This is a genomic window from Prauserella aidingensis (assembly GCF_024171865.1).
In the GTDB taxonomy this organism is placed as follows: domain Bacteria; phylum Actinomycetota; class Actinomycetes; order Mycobacteriales; family Pseudonocardiaceae; genus Prauserella; species Prauserella aidingensis.
This window is the reverse complement of record NZ_JAMTCN010000015.1, coordinates 38460-54858: the sequence shown is the minus strand read 5'-3', so window position 1 is coordinate 54858 and position 16399 is coordinate 38460. Positions and strand designations below refer to the sequence as shown.

15 protein-coding genes and 1 pseudogene are annotated in these 16399 nt (G+C 71.6%); 7 read left to right on the top strand and 9 right to left on the bottom strand.

All coding sequences use genetic code 11. The annotated features are described in order from the left end of the window. Positions 1 to 4: 4 nt before the first annotated feature. The 6 genes and pseudogenes from LY13_RS15975 to LY13_RS15950 all read right to left on the bottom strand — a co-directional run bounded on the left by LY13_RS15975 (position 5) and on the right by LY13_RS15950 (position 4498). Positions 5 to 648 (bottom strand): annotated as a pseudogene (locus LY13_RS15975) (UdgX family uracil-DNA binding protein). Between the two features lie 37 nt (positions 649 to 685). Beyond that, complete coding sequence (locus LY13_RS15970) at positions 686 to 2059, bottom strand: nucleobase:cation symporter-2 family protein (RefSeq protein WP_253829248.1); 1374 nt, start codon at positions 2057 to 2059, stop codon at positions 686 to 688. Positions 2060 to 2204: 145 nt separating this feature from the next. Beyond that, positions 2205 to 3101, bottom strand: coding sequence for a factor-independent urate hydroxylase (gene pucL / locus LY13_RS15965; RefSeq protein WP_253829247.1), 897 nt, complete (start codon positions 3099 to 3101; stop codon positions 2205 to 2207). Between the two features lie 6 nt (positions 3102 to 3107). Beyond that, positions 3108 to 3431, bottom strand: a complete 324-nt coding sequence (uraH, locus tag LY13_RS15960; protein ID WP_253829246.1) for a hydroxyisourate hydrolase — start codon at positions 3429 to 3431, stop codon at positions 3108 to 3110. After that, positions 3428 to 3901, bottom strand: a complete 474-nt coding sequence (gene uraD, locus LY13_RS15955) for a 2-oxo-4-hydroxy-4-carboxy-5-ureidoimidazoline decarboxylase (RefSeq protein ID WP_253829245.1) — start codon at positions 3899 to 3901, stop codon at positions 3428 to 3430. The genes uraH and uraD overlap by 4 nt, the downstream gene beginning before the upstream one ends. 123 nt (positions 3902 to 4024) lie before the next feature. Further along, positions 4025 to 4498: a helix-turn-helix domain-containing protein gene (locus LY13_RS15950; RefSeq protein WP_253829244.1), complete on the bottom strand. Its 474-nt coding sequence runs from the start codon at positions 4496 to 4498 to the stop codon at positions 4025 to 4027. A gap of 48 nt (positions 4499 to 4546) precedes the next feature. Here LY13_RS15950 and LY13_RS15945 point away from each other — a divergent pair, with 48 nt between their 5' ends. Next, positions 4547 to 5368, top strand: a complete 822-nt coding sequence (locus LY13_RS15945; RefSeq protein ID WP_253829243.1) for a hydroxypyruvate isomerase family protein — start codon at positions 4547 to 4549, stop codon at positions 5366 to 5368. 16 nt (positions 5369 to 5384) lie between these two features. On the opposite strand, the gene LY13_RS15940 is transcribed toward LY13_RS15945, so the two are convergent. Beyond that, positions 5385 to 6083, bottom strand: a complete 699-nt coding sequence (locus tag LY13_RS15940; protein WP_253829242.1) for a helix-turn-helix domain-containing protein — start codon at positions 6081 to 6083, stop codon at positions 5385 to 5387. 127 nt (positions 6084 to 6210) lie between these two features. On the opposite strand from LY13_RS15940, the gene allB reads away from it, so the two are divergent. Both allB and alc read left to right on the top strand, forming a co-directional pair. Next, a complete protein-coding gene (gene allB, locus LY13_RS15935; protein WP_253829241.1) occupies positions 6211 to 7545 on the top strand; it encodes an allantoinase AllB in 1335 nt (444 codons plus the stop codon). Beyond that, positions 7542 to 8552 carry an allantoicase gene (gene alc, locus LY13_RS15930; protein ID WP_253829240.1) on the top strand — a complete coding sequence of 337 codons (1011 nt, stop codon included), beginning with the start codon at positions 7542 to 7544 and terminating at the stop codon, positions 8550 to 8552. Before allB ends, alc begins: the two co-directional genes overlap by 4 nt. A 52-nt stretch (positions 8553 to 8604) precedes the next feature. Here the strand turns inward: alc and LY13_RS15925 are convergent, their stop codons facing one another. After that, positions 8605 to 9249 (bottom strand): (2Fe-2S)-binding protein, encoded by a 645-nt coding sequence (locus LY13_RS15925; RefSeq protein WP_253829239.1) that lies wholly within the window; start codon positions 9247 to 9249, stop codon positions 8605 to 8607. 81 nt (positions 9250 to 9330) lie between these two features. Beyond that, the gene (locus LY13_RS15920) at positions 9331 to 10167 is read right to left on the bottom strand and encodes a putative RNA methyltransferase (RefSeq protein WP_301299133.1); all 837 of its coding nucleotides are present in this window, start codon (positions 10165 to 10167) and stop codon (positions 9331 to 9333) included. 218 nt (positions 10168 to 10385) lie between these two features. Between LY13_RS15920 and LY13_RS15915 the strand changes: the two genes are divergently transcribed. From LY13_RS15915 to ffh, 4 genes are all read left to right on the top strand, one after another. Further along, positions 10386 to 11684 carry an ammonium transporter gene (locus LY13_RS15915; RefSeq protein ID WP_253829237.1) on the top strand — a complete coding sequence of 433 codons (1299 nt, stop codon included), beginning with the start codon at positions 10386 to 10388 and terminating at the stop codon, positions 11682 to 11684. Next, positions 11681 to 12019, top strand: coding sequence for a P-II family nitrogen regulator (locus tag LY13_RS15910; protein ID WP_253829236.1), 339 nt, complete (start codon positions 11681 to 11683; stop codon positions 12017 to 12019). The genes LY13_RS15915 and LY13_RS15910 overlap by 4 nt, the downstream gene beginning before the upstream one ends. Before the next feature lie 9 nt (positions 12020 to 12028). Continuing rightward, complete coding sequence (locus LY13_RS15905; RefSeq protein WP_253829235.1) at positions 12029 to 14356, top strand: [protein-PII] uridylyltransferase; 2328 nt, start codon at positions 12029 to 12031, stop codon at positions 14354 to 14356. Positions 14357 to 14854: 498 nt separating this feature from the next. Continuing rightward, positions 14855 to 16396, top strand: coding sequence for a signal recognition particle protein (gene ffh / locus LY13_RS15900; RefSeq protein WP_253829234.1), 1542 nt, complete (start codon positions 14855 to 14857; stop codon positions 16394 to 16396). Positions 16397 to 16399: the final 3 nt, after the last annotated feature.

The window sequence follows — 16399 nt, the reverse complement described above, 5'->3', positions numbered from 1 at the left end:
CGGCCTACAGGGCTTCCCGCGCCCGCCGGAGGTCGTCGACGAGTGCCGCGTAGTCGGCGTCGCGGTCGCGGGACCGCAGCACCGACGACGGGTGCACGGTCGCCACCGCTCGCACAGGCCCTCCGGCGGCCTCGTCCGAGACGGTGTCGTCCGGCAGGTCGAGCACCTCGCCGCGTCGCTGCGTCACACGGAACGACGTGCCGAACACCGCCTGCGCCGCCGTCGCGCCCAGCAGCACCACCAGGTCCGGGCCTACGGCGGCCAGCTCGGCCGTGAGCCACGGCCGGCACGCGACGACCTCGCTCCGGGACGGTTTCTGGTGGATCCGCCGTTTGCCGCGCTCGGGCGGAACGAACTTGAAGTGCTTGACGGCGTTCGTCAGGTACAGGTCCTCGCGGTCGAATCCGCTGTCCACGAAGGCGCGGTCCAGTTGCGGCCCGCAGGGCCGACGAACGGTTCTCCCTCGACGTCCTCGCGGTCGCCGGGTTGTTCGCCGACCGCCATCACCCGTGCCCGCACCGGACCCGACCCGAACACGGCCTGGGTCGCGTTCGCGTGGAGCTCGCAGCCGCGGCAGTCCCGCACGGCGCGGGCCAGTGCCGACAGCTCACGGGTGTCGGGAACGAACTCCGCCGCGTCACTCGCCATGTCCCTCGGCGTACCCGGCCGGTCGCCGAGGTACGCATCATGCCTCGTCCGCGGGTTCCCCGGAGTCGGCACGTGCCGTGGCAGGCCGGTCGGCAGGCTCCGGGTCCCCGGCGGTGTCCGGAGTGGACCGTCGCACGCGGTCGCCGAACACGAGGTTGAGGATCACGGCGGCGAGGCAGCCCGCACTGATGCCGGAGTCGAGCACGGTGCGGAGAGCGGACGGGAATCCGGCGTAGAACTCGGGCGCCGCGATGGGGATGAGGCCGATGCCGAGGGCCGCGGCGACGATGGTCACGTTGGCGGGGCGTTCGAACGAGGCCTTGGCGAGCGTCCGCAGGCCGGACACCGCCACGCTGCCGAACAGCACCAGTCCGGCGCCGCCGAGCACCGGCTGCGGCACGAGCGCCACGATTCCGCCCGTCACGGGGAACATGCCCAGCAGCACGAGGATCAGCCCACTGGCCGCGACGACATACCGGCTGACCATGCGGGTCAGTGCGACGAGGCCGACGTTCTGCGCGAACGCCGTGCAGGCGAAGCCGCCGAAGACGGTTGCCACGGCGGTGCCGAACCCGTCGGCGCGCAACCCGTCCGCCAGCGTGCGTTCGGACGTGGGGCGTTCGACGATCTCGCCCAGGGCGAGCATGTCCGCGGTGCTCTCGGCCATGATCACCAGCGCCACGATCGCCATGGACACGATCGCCGCGATGTCGAACGCGGGCGCGCCGAAGTGGAACGGCGTGACGATGCCGAACGCGGGCGCCTCCGCGAGTGTCGACGTGTCGACCTCGCCCAGCGGCCAGGCTACGAGCGTGCCCAGCACGAGTCCCAGCAACAGTGCGACCCTGCTCCAGAACCCGGACAGGAACCGGTTGAACGCCAGGACCGCCACGAGCGTGACGCCCGCCAGCAGCAGGTTCGTGCCGCTCGCCGACTCCTCCTGGTTCGCGACCCATCCGACGGCCACCGGCAGCAGCGACACCCCGATGAGGGTGATGACCGTGCCGGTGACGATCGGTGGGAAGAACCGGGTCAGCCGGGAGAAGAACGGCGCCGCCAGCACGATCAGCGCGCCCGCGACGAGTGTCGCGCCGTAGACCACGCCGAGTGAGGCCTCCTGCCCGTGCTGCTCCACGATGGCCAGCACGGGCGCCACGGTCGCGAACGTCACGCCGTTCACCAGTGGCAGCCGTGCACCGAACCGCCACACGCCGAGTGTCTGCAGCAGTGTCGCCAGGCCCGCGGTGAACAGGCTCGCGCTGATCAGCAGGCTCAGCTGGCCGGGGGAGAGGCCGACCGCGCCACCGATGATGAGCGGCGGAGCCACGACACCCGCGTACATGGCCGCGACGTGCTGCAGACCTCCGGCGATCAGTTGCGGTAACGGCGGTTTCGCGTCGACGGGATGCACGGGAACGCTCCAAAGTGGTCGGTGACCTGACGGTGGGGACACTGCCGGCGTGCCCGGTGGGCGGCGGGGCCGGCGGGTGGCGCCGCGGCACCCCGCCGGAACCTCGGAGCCGCGGCCTCAGAACCGCAGCCTCGGAGTCACGGCCTCAGAACTCGGGTAGCGAGTACCAGGCGAGTCCGGCCGCGTCGGCCGGCTCGTCGTCCCGGATCACGGTGCCCTCGATGAGGCCGTACGGGCGGTCGGCGGCGTGGAACACCTCGTTCTCGTTGGACAGGCCGAACGGGCTCAGATCCACGAGGAAGTGGTGCTTGTTCGGCAGGGACAGCCGGATCTCGGCGACCTCGGGCCGTGCCTCGAGCACGGCCTCACCCATCGCGTACAGGGTCTGCTGCAGCGACAGACTGTGTTTCTTGGCGAACGTTTCGAGCAGCGTGCGGCGGATCTCGTCGAACGACTGGGCCCAGTTGATACCGCTCGCGGCCGAGTAACGCCAGCGTGCCGTGACGGCCGTCGCAAGAATCCGGTCGGTGGTCTCGGCGAGCGTGGTGTATTCGTCGCGGGGGAATCCGTGGAATTCCGACCCGGTCGATTTCAGCACCGTCAGCCCGGTCAGGCCGGACACGACCCAGGCCTTGCCGTCCTGCACGGTGACGGCGGTGGTGCGCTCCTCGCCGCCACCGCGGCTGAAGGCGTGGTCGTGCGGGGTGCCGTCGACGTCGATGCGGTTCCAGCCGTGCTCGGAGATCAGCATCCTGGCGCCGGTGATGTGTTCGAACGAGCCGGTGAAATGTTCGGCGAGCCGCAGCGCGAAGTCCTCGATCTCCCCGACACCGTCGGCGGCGAACGCGTAGACCGTGTTCTTCTGCGTGTCCGTGGCCACGACGTCGGCGTTGTCGCCGGTCAGGTGGGTGCGCTCCAGGCTGCCACGCAGCGACGTCGACACCGTGACGTCCTTCAGGTGGTGCACCGGCCCCTGGCGGTCGACCGTGACGAGCCGGACCTCGGCCTTGCCGTACTGGTTGGGCCCCAGCGTGATGCCCACGTCGAATCAGCTCCCTCGGTAGGTGGAGTAGGAGAACGGGCTCAGCAGCACGGGCACGTGGTAGTGCGCGGCCGGATCGGTGATGCGGAACGTCACCGTGACCTCGGGCAGGAAGCAGTCGCCGCCGAGATAGGACTCGGTGTCGAACACCAGCCGGTACACGCCGGCGGGCAGCGACTCCGGGCCGAGCTCGCGGACGCGGCCGTCGTCGTCGGTGGCGGCGGTGGCGATGGTCGACCAGCCGTCGTCGCGCGCGTCGAGGCGTACGGGGATGCCCGCGGCGGGGTGTCCGCGGGCGGTGTCGAGGACGTGGGTGGTCACGTGGCTCATGCGGTCACCGCTTTCTCCAGGCGCAGCAGCGCGATCTCGACCAGTTCCTCGCCGGCGACGCGCAACTCGGTGTCGGGGTCGTTGCCGAGCCGGGCGCGGAGGTTCTCGAGGAGCTCCGCGCCGCTGCGGCCGCTCGCACAGACCAGGAACACGTGGCCGAAGCGCTCCTCGTACTCGACGTTGGCGGCGCGGAACTTCACCGCGTCCTCGTCGTCCACACCGGACTGTTCGGTGCGTGACGTCCCGGTGGCCGGTTTCTCGCCGATACGGGGATGGGCCGCTATCGCGGTGTGGATCTCCGCCGGTTCGAGGGTGATGCGGGCGTGGGTGAGCAGCGCGTCGACGTCGGCATACGGGCGGCCCGCGAGCACGTGGTCGGCCCACCGGGGGACCTCGAGGCACTCGGTCAGCAGTGGTCGGATGCGGTCCGGATCGGCCGAGTTGAATTCGGCCAGCCGAATGTGGCTCATCCGTTGCAAAGTAAGCGAGCCCCATCAACGCGTCAACATTTTGTTGAAATTCGGGTGTGCCCGGGAAGGCGGAGCGCGCTCGGCGAGACGGGGTGTGCCGGGAGTGGTCCCGGTGTCGGCCGATCAGCCGCGGTTGAGGTAGTTGTACACCGTGAAGCGGGTGACGCCGAGCTGCTCGGCGACCGCGGCCACGGAACGGCGCAGCTGGAACGCACCCCGTTCGTCGAGCAGTCGTACCGCGCGCTGTTTGCCTGCTCTGTCCAGGTCGGACAGTCGCGTGCCGAGTTCGGTCTCGACCTGGCGCACCATTCCGTCGAGGACGCTGCCGGGTTCCCCGTCGTCGGTGTCGACCGCGGTGCCGGGCCGTTGCACCCGCAGCGTGAGGCGGGTCGCGCCGCCGTCGAGCGCCGCGCGGGCGATGGCGGGCAGTGCGTCGAGCAGGGCGTCCTCCTCGCCGCTGACCGACGTGCCGAGCGGGCCGAACTCGGTGGTCAGCCCGGCGTTCTCGGCCGCGGTGCGTGCCCGGACGGCGTGCGCGGGCGGCGGTCCCTCCCCGTGGAAGGGTTCGCTCGTGAACTCGGCCTCCAGCTGTCCCACGAGGGGGAAGGTTACGTGGCCACGTCCGGCGCGGGCCAGAATGGGCGCATGACCCCCGATCCCACGCGGCACGGCCTGTCCTTCGACGCCCATCTGTCGACGCTGTTCACGGAGCTTCCCCTGCTCGAACGCCCACGGGCGGCGCGTGAGACTGGGTTCGACGCCGTAGAGTGCTGGTGGCCGTTCGACGCCGTGGCGGTGCCCTCCGACGCCGCCGTCGACGCGTTCGTCTCCGCGATCGCCGACGCCGGGGTGCGGCTCGTCAGCCTGAACTTCTTCGCGGGCGACATGGCGGCGGGCGACAGCGGGCTCGTGTCGTGGCCGGGCCGGGAGGAGGAACTGGCCGAGAGCGTGGAGGTGGCGCTCGACATCGCGGGCAGGCTGGGCACGCGGCGGTTCAACGCGCTCTACGGCAACCGCCTCGACGGCGCGGATCCGCAGGAGCAGGACGAGGTCGCCGCCGCCACCCTGGACAGGCTCGCCCGCCGCGTCGGCGAGCTCGACGGGAAGCTCGTGCTGGAGGCGCTGTCCGGCCGCCCGGCGTACCCGCTGACCACGACCGCCGACGCCCTCGCCGTTCTCGACCGGGTCGGCAGGCCCGAACTCACGCTGCTCACGGACCTGTACCACCGCGCCGTCGCGGGCGACATCGACACGGTGGCCGAGCACGCCTCCCGCACCGGGCACGTCCAGCTGGCCGACGCGCCCGGCCGTCGCGAACCGGGCAGCGGCACGACCGATCTGGACCGGCACCTCGCCGCGCTCGAAGCCGCAGGATACGACGGCTTCGTCGGCCTGGAGTACCTGCCGTCCACCGGCACGCTCGACTCACTCGACTGGTTGCCGCGGGAGCGTCGCGGGATCCGCTGACGGCCGGTGCGCGTGGTCAGCGCACGTTGATCCACACGGCCACGGCGGTGTCGTCGCCGTCGTTGCGGATGCGGTGCGGCGTCGCGGACGGGAAGCGGACGCCGTCGCCAGGGCCGAGCTCGTGCCGGACGCCGTCGACGTCGACGGTCAGCCTGCCCGCCGTCACGGTGCCCATCTCGTGCCCGGTGTGGCGCAGGTACTCGGCGTCCTGGCTGGACGTCGCCCCGGGCGGGTAGACCGTTTCGTACACCTCCGCGCCCGCCAGCGGGACAGGGGTGAGGCTCCGGTAGGTCACGCCGTCGCCGAGCGAGAGCACCGCGGCGTCGGCGGCGCGCGTGACGACGACCCCGCCGGATCCGCCGCCGGTGCTGCCGGCGGACCTGGTGCCGGAGCCGTCGGGGGTCGCCGCGCCCTCGTCCGCCGGGTCCGCGCGCGGCACCGCCTCACCGGTCGCCTCGCCGAACGCCGCGGACAGTGGTGCGTTCAACGCCGACATGATCTGCAGCAGCCGGGTCACCGACGGGCGCATCCGACCGCGTTCGATCTGTGACAGGGCACTCGGGCTGATGCCGAGGTCGGCGGCGAGTCCGCGCAGGGACACGCCGCGTGCGGTGCGCACCGACCGGATCCGGGCGCCCAGCTGTGCGGCGTCGCCCGGCTGCGCACTGTTGCCCGGCTGCGCGGCGGCGGAACGGGCGTCGTCGGCGGTGGCCACGGGGTCGAATCTAGCGGGTCGCGCGTGGTCGTGGTCGTGGCGTGAAGGAAACAGGTCCCGTTGGGTGTTTACCCATGACTTCACATGTGCTTGGCTGCGAGGGAGCGTACGGCGAGGAGGTGCGGGTATGGACCTGGTGCTCCGCGCGCCGCGTGCGGTGACGCCCGACGGTGAGCGGTCCTGCAGCGTCGGCGTGACCGGAGGGCGCATCACGGCGGTCGAGGACTACGGCGCGCTCACCGGCGACCGCGTGGTGGAACTGCGCGACGACGAGGTGCTGCTGCCCGGCCTGGTCGACACGCACGTCCACGTCAACGATCCCGGCCGTAGCGACTGGGAGGGCTTCGACACCGCCACGCGCGCAGCGGCCGCGGGCGGCGTCACCACGCTCGTCGACATGCCGCTCAACAGCCTGCCGCCGACGGTCGACGTCGCATCGCTCGACGTCAAACGCCGCGCGGCCGCGGGGCGGATCGCCGTGGACGTCGGCTTCTGGGGTGGGGCGGTCCCGGGCAACCGCGGCGAACTGCGGCCACTGCACGAGGCGGGCGTGTTCGGGTTCAAGTGCTTCCTGCTGCATTCGGGCGTGGACGAGTTCGCCCCGCTCGACGAGGCCGGGCTCGAGGAGGCGATGCGCGAACTGGCCGCTTTCGACGGCCTGTTGATCGTGCATGCCGAGGACGCCGACACGATCGACGCCGCGCCCGCGGCCCACGGCCGGGCGTACGCCGACTTCCTCGGCTCCCGCCCCCGCGACGCGGAGAACACGGCGATCGCCCGCGTTCTCGACCTCGCCCGCCGCACGGGAGCGCGCGTGCACATCCTGCACCTGGCTTCAGGGGACGCGGTGCCGCTGCTCGCACAGGCACGCGCCGACGGCGTGCGCGTCACCGCCGAGACGTGCCCGCACTACCTGAGCTTCGTCGCCGAGGAGATCCGCGACGGCGCCACCGAATTCAAGTGCTGCCCGCCCATCCGAGAGGCAGGCAACCGGGAACGGCTCTGGCGGGCGCTGGGCGACGGCGTGATCGACTGCGTCGTGACCGACCATTCGCCGTGCACACCCGACCTGAAACGGCTCGACACCGGGGATTTCGGCGACGCCTGGGGCGGGATCGCCGGACTGCAGGTCGGCCTGCCCGCGGTGTGGACCGGCGCCCGCGCACGCGGGTTCACGCTCGACGACGTCGTGCGGTGGATGGCCGAGCGTCCCGCCGACCAGGTCGGACTGTCGCGGAAGGGGCATATCGCCGTCGGCTGCGACGCGGACTTCGCGGTGTTCGCCCCCGACGAGGCGTTCGTCGTCGACCGCACGCGGTTGCGGCACCGCAACCCGGTGAGCGCCTACCACGACCGTGCGCTCGCGGGAGTCGTGCGGGCGAGCTGGCTGCGCGGCCGCGAGATCGACCTCGAATCCGGAGTCGAACCGTTCGGAGAGTTCCTGACCAGGGAGGGCACATGATCGACCGTCCGGAGTGGACAACACTGACCGAGTTGGCTTCCCGCCGGTTCGGCGGCACGGTCATGTGGGCCAGTGACGAGCTGTTCGCCGAGAAGGAGAACCTCGTCAACCCGTGGCCGCCGCGGCACCAGCCGGAGACGTTCGGCCCGAAGGGGCAGGTCTACGACGGCTGGGAGACGCGCAGGCACCGCGGCCCCGGTGACGACCGGGCCGTCGTGCGACTCGGCGCACCGGGCACCGTGACGGGCGTCGTCGTCGACACGGCGTTCTTCACGGGCAACTACCCGCCGCACGTCTCGGTGGAGGCGTGCGCGCTCCCCGGCTACCCGAACGCCGACGAGGTCGCGGCCGCCGACTGGGACGTGCTCGTCGACCGCGCGCCCGCGGAGGGGAACACGGAGAACTTCTACCCGGTGAGCCCTGAGGCGGCGGCGCGCAGGTACACGCACGTACGGCTGACGATGCACCCCGACGGCGGCATCGCGCGGCTGCGCGTGCACGGCACGGTCGTGCCCGATCCGGCGCTCGTCGACCCGGACGCCGTCGACCTCGCGGCGCTGGACAGCGGCGCCGTCGTCACGGCGTGCAGCAACATGTTCTACTCCTCGCCGAGCAACGTCCTCGCCCCGGGACTGGCCGCGCACCAGGCGGAAGGCTGGGAGACCGCGCGCCGCAGGGACGACAGCAACGACTGGATGATCGTGGACCTGGCCGCCGAGGGAGTGGCGCGGTTCGCCGAGCTCGACACCAGCAACCTGCGCGGCAACGCACCCGGTTGGGCGTCGCTGAGTGGTTCGACCGACGGCGAGACCTGGTTCGAACTGCTCCCGAGGACCCGGCTGCAGCCCGACACGCGGCACCGGTTCCCGATCACCGGCGCTCACCCCGCGAGCAGGCTGCGCCTCGACATCTACCCGGACGGCGGCCTGGCCAGGTTGCGGCTCCTCGGCTCCCTGACGAGTGCCGGCCGCGCGGCACTCGCCGAGCGGTTCGACGCGGCGTCCTGACCGGTTCCGGGCCGCCGCCGTCGGGTCCGTGACCACGGCTCCGGGAGACGCCTCAGCCGAGGAGCGACCGCAGGCGCCGGGTCCGTTCCTCGGGTGTCTGTTTCGGACAGCTGGCGCACTTCTGACCGCCGGGGATCTCGTAGATCAGGCAGCAGGACGTACGCCGCACCACGGGGGTGCCGCCCGCCTCGGTGAACAACGGCCGGGGCATGGGCGCTCCCGCCGCCGCGATGCCGTCACCGAGCTCGCCTGCGAGCCGCATCGCGTCCTCGGCGGCGCCGAGCCTCGCGCCGGCCCACAACAGGCGGTTGCCGATCGAGTCGGCCGCGATCGCCCAGAGCGAGCGCGGGCTCGCCCCGCTGACGTCGGCGATCGCCTCGACGGCGGCCCCCAGCGCGCCGGCCAGCGCGTGTGCCAACCGCCCGGCGTCGCCGTCGAAGGGGCGCACCGACCGCGCGTCGAGGATCCGGCCGTCGTGGTGCACGTCCAGTCTGACCGCTTCCAGCGCCGGATCGGTCGCCGTGCCGGTGTGGACCAGTGATTCCAGCGCGGGTGCGACGAGCATCGACGACGCCGAGTACCACCGGATCGTGCCGAGCACCCGGTCACCCGCCTCGCCGTAGAGTCCCGCCGCGCGTCGCAGATCCTCCCGCAGCCAGATGCGGTCGGCCAGCACGCTCGCGGCCAGCTCGGTCACTCTCACCTCCGCGTCTCGGTCCCGTCTCCCCGCGCCCGGGCGCCCGCATCCGACCGTACGGGCGGGTGGCGTTCCGTCCTGTCATCCCCTCCTGCGCAGTAGGGACACGTCGAACTCGATGGTGACCGTCACGCCACCGGTCAGCGCGTCGAGCTTGTCGCCGAGGCCGTCGCGGTGGAGATGGTGCGCGTTGGGTCCCATGAGCACGAGGTTGCGCACCTCGTCGGCGTCGAGCGTGGCGGTGTGCCGGGTCGTCTCCACCCCGGCGGGTTCGAAGTGTCCCGCCAGTGATTCGGCGACCCGGTCGGCCTTGTCGCCCGCGATGTCGAGCAGGCCCAGCTCGCTGACGAGTTCGCGCAGGTGGCCCGCCCCGGGCGTCGCGACGGCGAGCAGGCCGCCGGGTCGCAACACGCGGTGGAACTCCGCCGCGTTGCGAGGCGCGAAGACGTCGAGCACGACGTCGGCGACCCCGTCGGCCACCGGCCACGGCTCCCACAGATTCCACACCACGGCGCCGATCCGCGGATGCGCCTTCGCCGCCCGCCGCAGGGCAGGGGCCGACACGTCGAGTGCCAGGCCCCACGCGGACTCCACCCGGTCCAGCACTCCCGCGAGGTAGTGGCCCGTGCCCGCCCCGGCGTCGACGACGAACTCCGGATCGCCGGCCGCGGCCGTCACGCGTGCGAGCAGTTTCACGAGCGGGTCGTATCGGCCCGTCGCCAGGAAGTCCGCGCGGGCCGCGACCATCTCGCCGGTGTCGGCAGTGCCCGCATCGACCCCTGCGCGGAGAAGGTTCACGTAGCCCTGCTTCGCGAGGTCGAACGAATGCCGCCGCACGCAGCGCAACGACCGTCCTTCCGGATGCAACGGCTCCGCGCACACGGAGCAGCGCAGCGCGTTCACGACCGCGGGCGGCAGTGAACGCGGCGGCCGGTTCGGAGTGGTCACGATCCCTATTCGACCACGAGGTTTCGCAATCGGACGTGTCCGGCCCGGTCGGCAGAAACGCAGAAGTAACAATGACGACGAATCGCTTCACGAACCCGAAACGTCATGAGCCATTCGGCGCAACACGGTTTCCCGATGCTGTCCCGCAATCGCGAGTTCGGCTGCCTGCTCTCTTAAGGAGGAGAAGCGTGGAAGGGAATACCGCCTGGTTGCTCACCAGTGCAGCGCTGGTGTTGCTCATGACGCCGGGGTTGGCGTTCTTCTACGGCGGCATGGTCCGCTCGAAGAGCGTGCTCAACATGCTGATGATGTGCTTCGGCTCGATGGGGCTCATCTCCGTGCTGTGGGTCGTCTACGGCTACTCGATGACCTACGGCGAGACCGTCGGCAGCGTCGTCGGCAACCCGTTCGAGATGCTCGGCCTGTCCGGGCTGATGACGCCCGAGGGAGACCCGACGGCCGGCACGGTCGACGTGGCGTTCCAGGCGATGTTCGCGATCATCACGGTCGCGCTGATCGCCGGTGCCGTCGCCGACCGCATGAAGTTCGGTGCCTGGCTGCTGTTCGGCGGCCTGTGGGCCACGCTCGTCTACTTCCCGGTGGCGCACTGGGTGTGGGGCAGCGGCGGCTGGATCGACGAGATGGGCGCCCTCGACTTCGCGGGCGGTACGGCGGTGCACACCAACGCGGGTGCCGCCGCGCTCGGCCTCGTCCTCGTGCTCGGCAAGCGGGCGGGCTGGCCGAAGGAACCGATGAAGCCGCACAACCTGCCGTACGTGATGCTCGGCGCGGGGCTGCTGTGGTTCGGCTGGTTCGGCTTCAACGCCGGTTCGGCCTACGCCGCCGACGGTGTCGCGGGTATCGCCTTCGTCAACACGCTGACCGCCACCGCCGCGGCGATGCTCGGCTGGCTGCTGCTGGAGCGCATCCGTGACGGCAAGCCCACCAGCCTCGGCGCCGCCTCCGGTGTCGTCGCGGGTCTGGTGGCCATCACGCCCGCCTGTGCCTACGTCGACACGTGGGGCGCGCTGGCCATCGGCGCGATCGCCGGTGTCGTCTGCGCCGCGGCCGTCGGCCTCAAGTACCGCTTCGGCTACGACGACTCGCTCGACGTCGTCGGCGTCCACCTCGTGGGCGGCCTGATCGGCACGATCATGCTCGGCTTCGTGGCCACCGCGAGCGTGGTCCCGGACGGCGAGGGTGTCGACGGCCTCTTCTACGGCGGCAGCATCGACCTGCTGGGCAAGCAGGTGCTCTCCGTGGTCGTCGTCATGATCTACTCCGGGATCGTCGCCGCGATCCTCGGCTTCCTCGTCAAGGCCGTCACGGGCGGCCGGGTCTCGACCGAGGACGAGGTCTCGGGGATCGACGAGGCGGAGCACGCCGAGTCGGCCTACGACTTCGCGGGCGGCCGCGGTGGCCGTCCCACGTCGTCCGGCAGCGGTGTGGCGAACTCGGCCAAGAAGCTGGAGGAAACCAACTCATGAAGCTGATCACCGCCATCATCAAGCCCTTCACCCTCGACGACGTCCGCTCGGCGCTCGAACAGCTCGGCGTGCTCGGCATGACGGTCAGCGAGGTCCAGGGATACGGCAGGCAGAAGGGTCACACCGAGGTCTACCGCGGCGCCGAGTACGCCGTCGACTTCGTGGCCAAGCTGAAGGTCGAGGTCGTGACCGACGACGCCAACGTGGACAAGGTCATCGACGCGGTGGCGGGCGCGGCCCACACCGGCAAGATCGGTGACGGCAAGGTGTGGGTCACGTCGGTCGACACCGTCGTGCGGGTCCGCACCGGCGAACGCGGCGCGGATGCCCTCTAGGCGCGCGCGGTGGTCGTAGGGGGACTTGTCGAGGCGGCCGAGAGGCTGCTGGAAGGCCGGCACGGCAGGCTCGGTGCCACGGCACTGCGGGCCGCGCTGGTCGACCTCTACGAGTTCTGGCTGAGCAAGGCCGCCGCGGCGGCCGGTGCCGACGCCTCCGGGGCACTCCCGGACGGCGTGGCGCTGGTCGCCGTCGGCGGCCTCGGCCGTCGGGAACTCGTGCCGTTCTCCGACCTCGACCTGGTTTTGATCCACAACGGACATCCCGATATCGGCGAGATCGCGGATGCGCTCTGGTACCCGCTGTGGGACGCGCGCATCGGTCTCGACCATTCCGTGCGCACGCCCGCCGAGGCGCTGAAGGTCGCCTCGGAGGATCTGCGCACGGCCATGGGCCTGCTCGACGGCAGGCTCATCGCGGGTGACGCCGAACTGGCGTCCCGGCTCGTCGGAGCCGCCCGCGACCAGTGGCGGCGCACCGCCAGGAAACGCGTCCCCGAACTGCTCGAGTCCACCCGGGAGCGCTGGCGGCGCAGCGGCGAGATCGCGCAGTCGTCCGAACCGGACTTGAAACACGGTCGCGGCGGCCTGCGGGACCTCGTGGTGCTCGACGCGTTCGCCGCCGCACAGCTGGCCGACCGGCCCGGCGAGGAACTGACCGCCGCGCGGGAACTGCTGTTGGACGTGCGGACCGACCTGCGCCGCACGGTCCGCCGCAGCATGGACGTGCTCAGCGCGGAGGACGCCGCCGTGGTCGCGTCGGAACTCGACCTCGGCGACCGGTTCGCGCTGGCCCGCAGACTCTCCGGCGCCGGAAGGACGGTCGCGTACGCCGTCGACGTCGCGTTGCGTGCGGCCGACCCGCCGAAGGGCAGGTTCGGCAGGCGACCGTCCCGTTCTCCGCTCGACGACGGCGTGGTGCTGCACGCGGGCGAGGTGGCGCTGGCCCGCGACGCCGTACCAGCACGGGATCCCGGACTGCTGTTGCGGGTCGCCGCCGCGTCGGCACGGACCGGCAATCCGATCTCGCACGGCACGCTGCGCACGCTCGCCGATTCGGCGCCGGAACTGCGGGCGCCGTGGCCCGAGTCGGGCAGGAGGGCGCTGACCGAACTGCTCGGCGCGGGCGACGGACTCGTCGACGCCGTCGAGGCACTCGACCGCACCGGCCTGTGGGCACGGCTGCTGCCCGAGTGGGGCGCGGTCCGCGACCTCCCGCCGCGCGAACCCGTGCACGCGTGGACGGTCGACCGGCACCTGGTGCAGGCGTGCGTCGAGGCGGCAGGGCTGACCGACACCGTCGCGCGTCCCGACCTGCTCCTGCTCGGTGCCTTGCTGCACGACATCGGCAAGGGGCGCGAGGCCGATCATTCCGAACTCGGCGCCGAGATCGCGGGACACGTCGCCGTCCGCGTCGGACTGTCCGAACGCGACACGAAACTCGTGGCCGGCATGGTGCGGCACCACCTGCTCCTGCCGGACACGGCCACGCGGCGCGACATCAGCGAACCGGAGACCGTCGAACGCGTCGCCAAGACCATCGACGGCGATCCGTTGCTGCTCGACCTGCTGCACGCGCTGGCGAAGGCCGACTCGCGGGCGACCGGCCCCGGCGTGTGGACCCACTGGAAGGCCGGACTGGTGGCCGAGCTGGTCAGCCGCACCCGCAAGCTGCTGACCGGAAGGCCGCTCCCCGAACCGGAGGCCCTCGACGCGACGCAGCGCGAGCTCGTCGCCGAGGCGGTCCGTGCGACGAGGGGACAGGTCACGGTCACCCCGGCGCGGCCGCAGGACAAGGTCACCACGGTCGTGTTCGCCGTCCCCGCGGGCGCCGAGCTGCTCACCCCGGCGGCGGGCGTGCTCGCGCTCAACTCGCTCGAGGTGCACACGGCCACCCTGCGTACCCACGCGGGCGGCAGGGTCGGCGTGTTCACGGCGTCGCCGCGGTTCGGCACTCCGCCCGATCCGGCGCTGCTGCGGGACCAGTTCGCGCGCGCCGTCGCGGGCGGGCTTGCGCTGGCACAGAAACTCGCCGAGAAGGAGCAGGCCTACGCGGGCGCGCGCACCGCGCCCGTGTCGCCGAGGGTGCTGTGGTTCGACGACGAGACGGCGGGCCCGGAGACCGTCGTGGTCGAGCTGCGAGCCATGGACCGGATCGCACTCCTGCACCGCGTGGCGGGAGCCTTGCGGCGCTGCGACGCCGAGGTGCGCTGGGCGAAGGTCGAGACGCTCGGCGACCGGGTCGTCGACTCGTTCGCCGTCGGCCCGAGGACCGGAACGATCGACACCGCCTGGCGCGGGCGTCTCGAACAGGCCCTGCTCGCCGCCGCGGGCTGACCAGGGCTGTAGAGCGGCCGTCCCCCGCTCTACAGCCGCCGCAGTGAGAAGGCCCCGCCACGCCGGCGGGGCCTTCTCGCGTACCGGTCCTGCCTCGGTGCCGTGGGGCCGTACCGGACGGCACCGAGGCAGGACCGGGCGCCCTGTGGAGGATGCGCCACCCGACCCGCGGGCCTACGTAGAAGCAGGTTGAGTAGCTCTACTCAGCCCGATTCCGGTGTCTTCACGGTGCCGTCACACCCCCGCAGGCGCCCATGCTGGGAACAGCTCGGAAACAGCGGTTCTGCGGCGGTGAGGTTCGCCTGGTGCTGGGGGTCTGGCGAACAGGCCGACCAGGGCCGCGGTGCCCGAGCAGAGACGCCGCCCGGCCGGACGAGGGGGATCTGTGGGGGACAGACCGGCCGGGCGGCCCCTCGGCCACCGGCGGCCAGTACCCTGGGAGGTCGTCGGCGTAGTGGGCCGGCGCCAGGAACCACGAACTGCTGGAGCGTGCACCCCGTGTTCGACACCCTCTCGGATCGGCTCACCTCGGTCCTGCAGAACCTCCGCGGCAAGGGCAAGCTCTCCGACGCCGACATCGACGCCACCGCACGCGAGATCCGTATCGCGCTGCTGGAGGCCGACGTCGCGCTGCCCGTGGTGCGGGAGTTCATCAAGCACGTCAAGGAGCGCGCGAAGGGCGCGGAGGTCTCCGAGGCGCTGAACCCGGCGCAACAGGTCATCAAGATCGTCAACGAGGAGCTCGTCGGCATCCTCGGCGGCGAGACCCGGCGGGTGAACCTCGCGAAGAACCCGCCGACCGTCATCATGCTCGCCGGTCTGCAGGGCTCCGGTAAGACGACGCTCGCGGGCAAGCTGGCGACCTGGCTGAAGTCGCAGGGACACGCGCCGATGCTCGCGGCCTGCGACCTCCAGCGCCCGAACGCCGTGACGCAGCTGCAGGTGGTCGGTGAGCGGGCCGGCGTGACGACCTTCGCCCCCGAGCCGGGCAACGGCGTGGGCGACCCGGTCGACGTCGCCAAGCGCAGCATCGAGGAGGCGCGCCGCGCCCAGCACGACGTGGTCGTCGTCGACACCGCGGGTCGCCTCGGTGTCGACGAGGAGCTGATGCAGCAGGCCGCCGACATCCGCGACGCGGTCCAGCCCGACGAGACGCTGTTCGTCGTCGACGCGATGATCGGTCAGGACGCCGTGACCACCGCGGAGGCGTTCCGCGACGGCGTCGGCTTCACCGGTGTCGTGCTGACCAAGCTCGACGGCGACGCCCGCGGTGGCGCGGCCCTGTCGGTGCGGCAGGTGACCGGCGAGCCGATCCTGTTCGCCTCCAACGGTGAGAAGCTCGAGGACTTCGACGTCTTCCACCCGGACCGGATGGCCAGCCGCATCCTCGGCATGGGCGACATGCTCACCCTGATCGAGCAGGCCGAACAGGCCTTCGACCAGGAGAAGGCCGAGCAGGCGGCCTCCAAGCTCGGCACGGGCGACATGACGCTCGAGGACTTCCTCGAGCAGATGCAGGCCGTGCGCAAGATGGGGCCGATCGGCAACCTGCTGGGCATGCTGCCCGGCGCGGGGCAGATGAAGGACCAGCTCTCGCAGGTCGACGACGGCCAGATCGACCGGCTGCAGGCGATCATCCGCGGTATGACGCCGGCGGAACGGGAGAACCCGAAGATCATCAACGCGTCCCGGCGGCAGCGCATCGCCAACGGTTCCGGTGTCGCGGTGCGGGAGGTCAACGACCTCGTCAACCGCTTCTACGAGGCCCGCAAGATGATGCAGCAGATGGCGGGCAAATTCGGCTTCGGCGGTGGCGGCGGCAGCGCCACGAAGAAGCAGAAGAAGGGCCGCAAGAACAAGAAGGGCAAGAACAAGGGGCAGCAGAAGCAGAAGATGCCCGGCGGCTTCCCCGGCATGCCTCCCGGTGGCATGCCCGGTGGTGGGGGCGGTACGCCCGACATGTCGCAGCTCGGCGGCGGGCTCAACGACCTGCCACCCGGATTCGACCCCTCGAAGCTGAAGCTGCCGAAGAACAAGTAGTCG

What these genes read in the sequence shown, in the direction of transcription:
- uraH (WP_253829246.1), bottom strand. Translation starts at nt 3,431, where the DNA reads ATGAGCCACGTGACCACCCACGTCCTCGACACCGCCCGCGGACACCCC.
- uraD (WP_253829245.1), bottom strand. Translation starts at nt 3,901, where the DNA reads ATGAGCCACATTCGGCTGGCCGAATTCAACTCGGCCGATCCGGACCGC.
- LY13_RS15945 (WP_253829243.1), top strand. Translation starts at nt 4,547, where the DNA reads ATGACCCCCGATCCCACGCGGCACGGCCTGTCCTTCGACGCCCATCTG.
- allB (WP_253829241.1), top strand. Translation starts at nt 6,211, where the DNA reads ATGGACCTGGTGCTCCGCGCGCCGCGTGCGGTGACGCCCGACGGTGAG.
- alc (WP_253829240.1), top strand. Translation starts at nt 7,542, where the DNA reads ATGATCGACCGTCCGGAGTGGACAACACTGACCGAGTTGGCTTCCCGC.
- LY13_RS15910 (WP_253829236.1), top strand. Translation starts at nt 11,681, where the DNA reads ATGAAGCTGATCACCGCCATCATCAAGCCCTTCACCCTCGACGACGTC.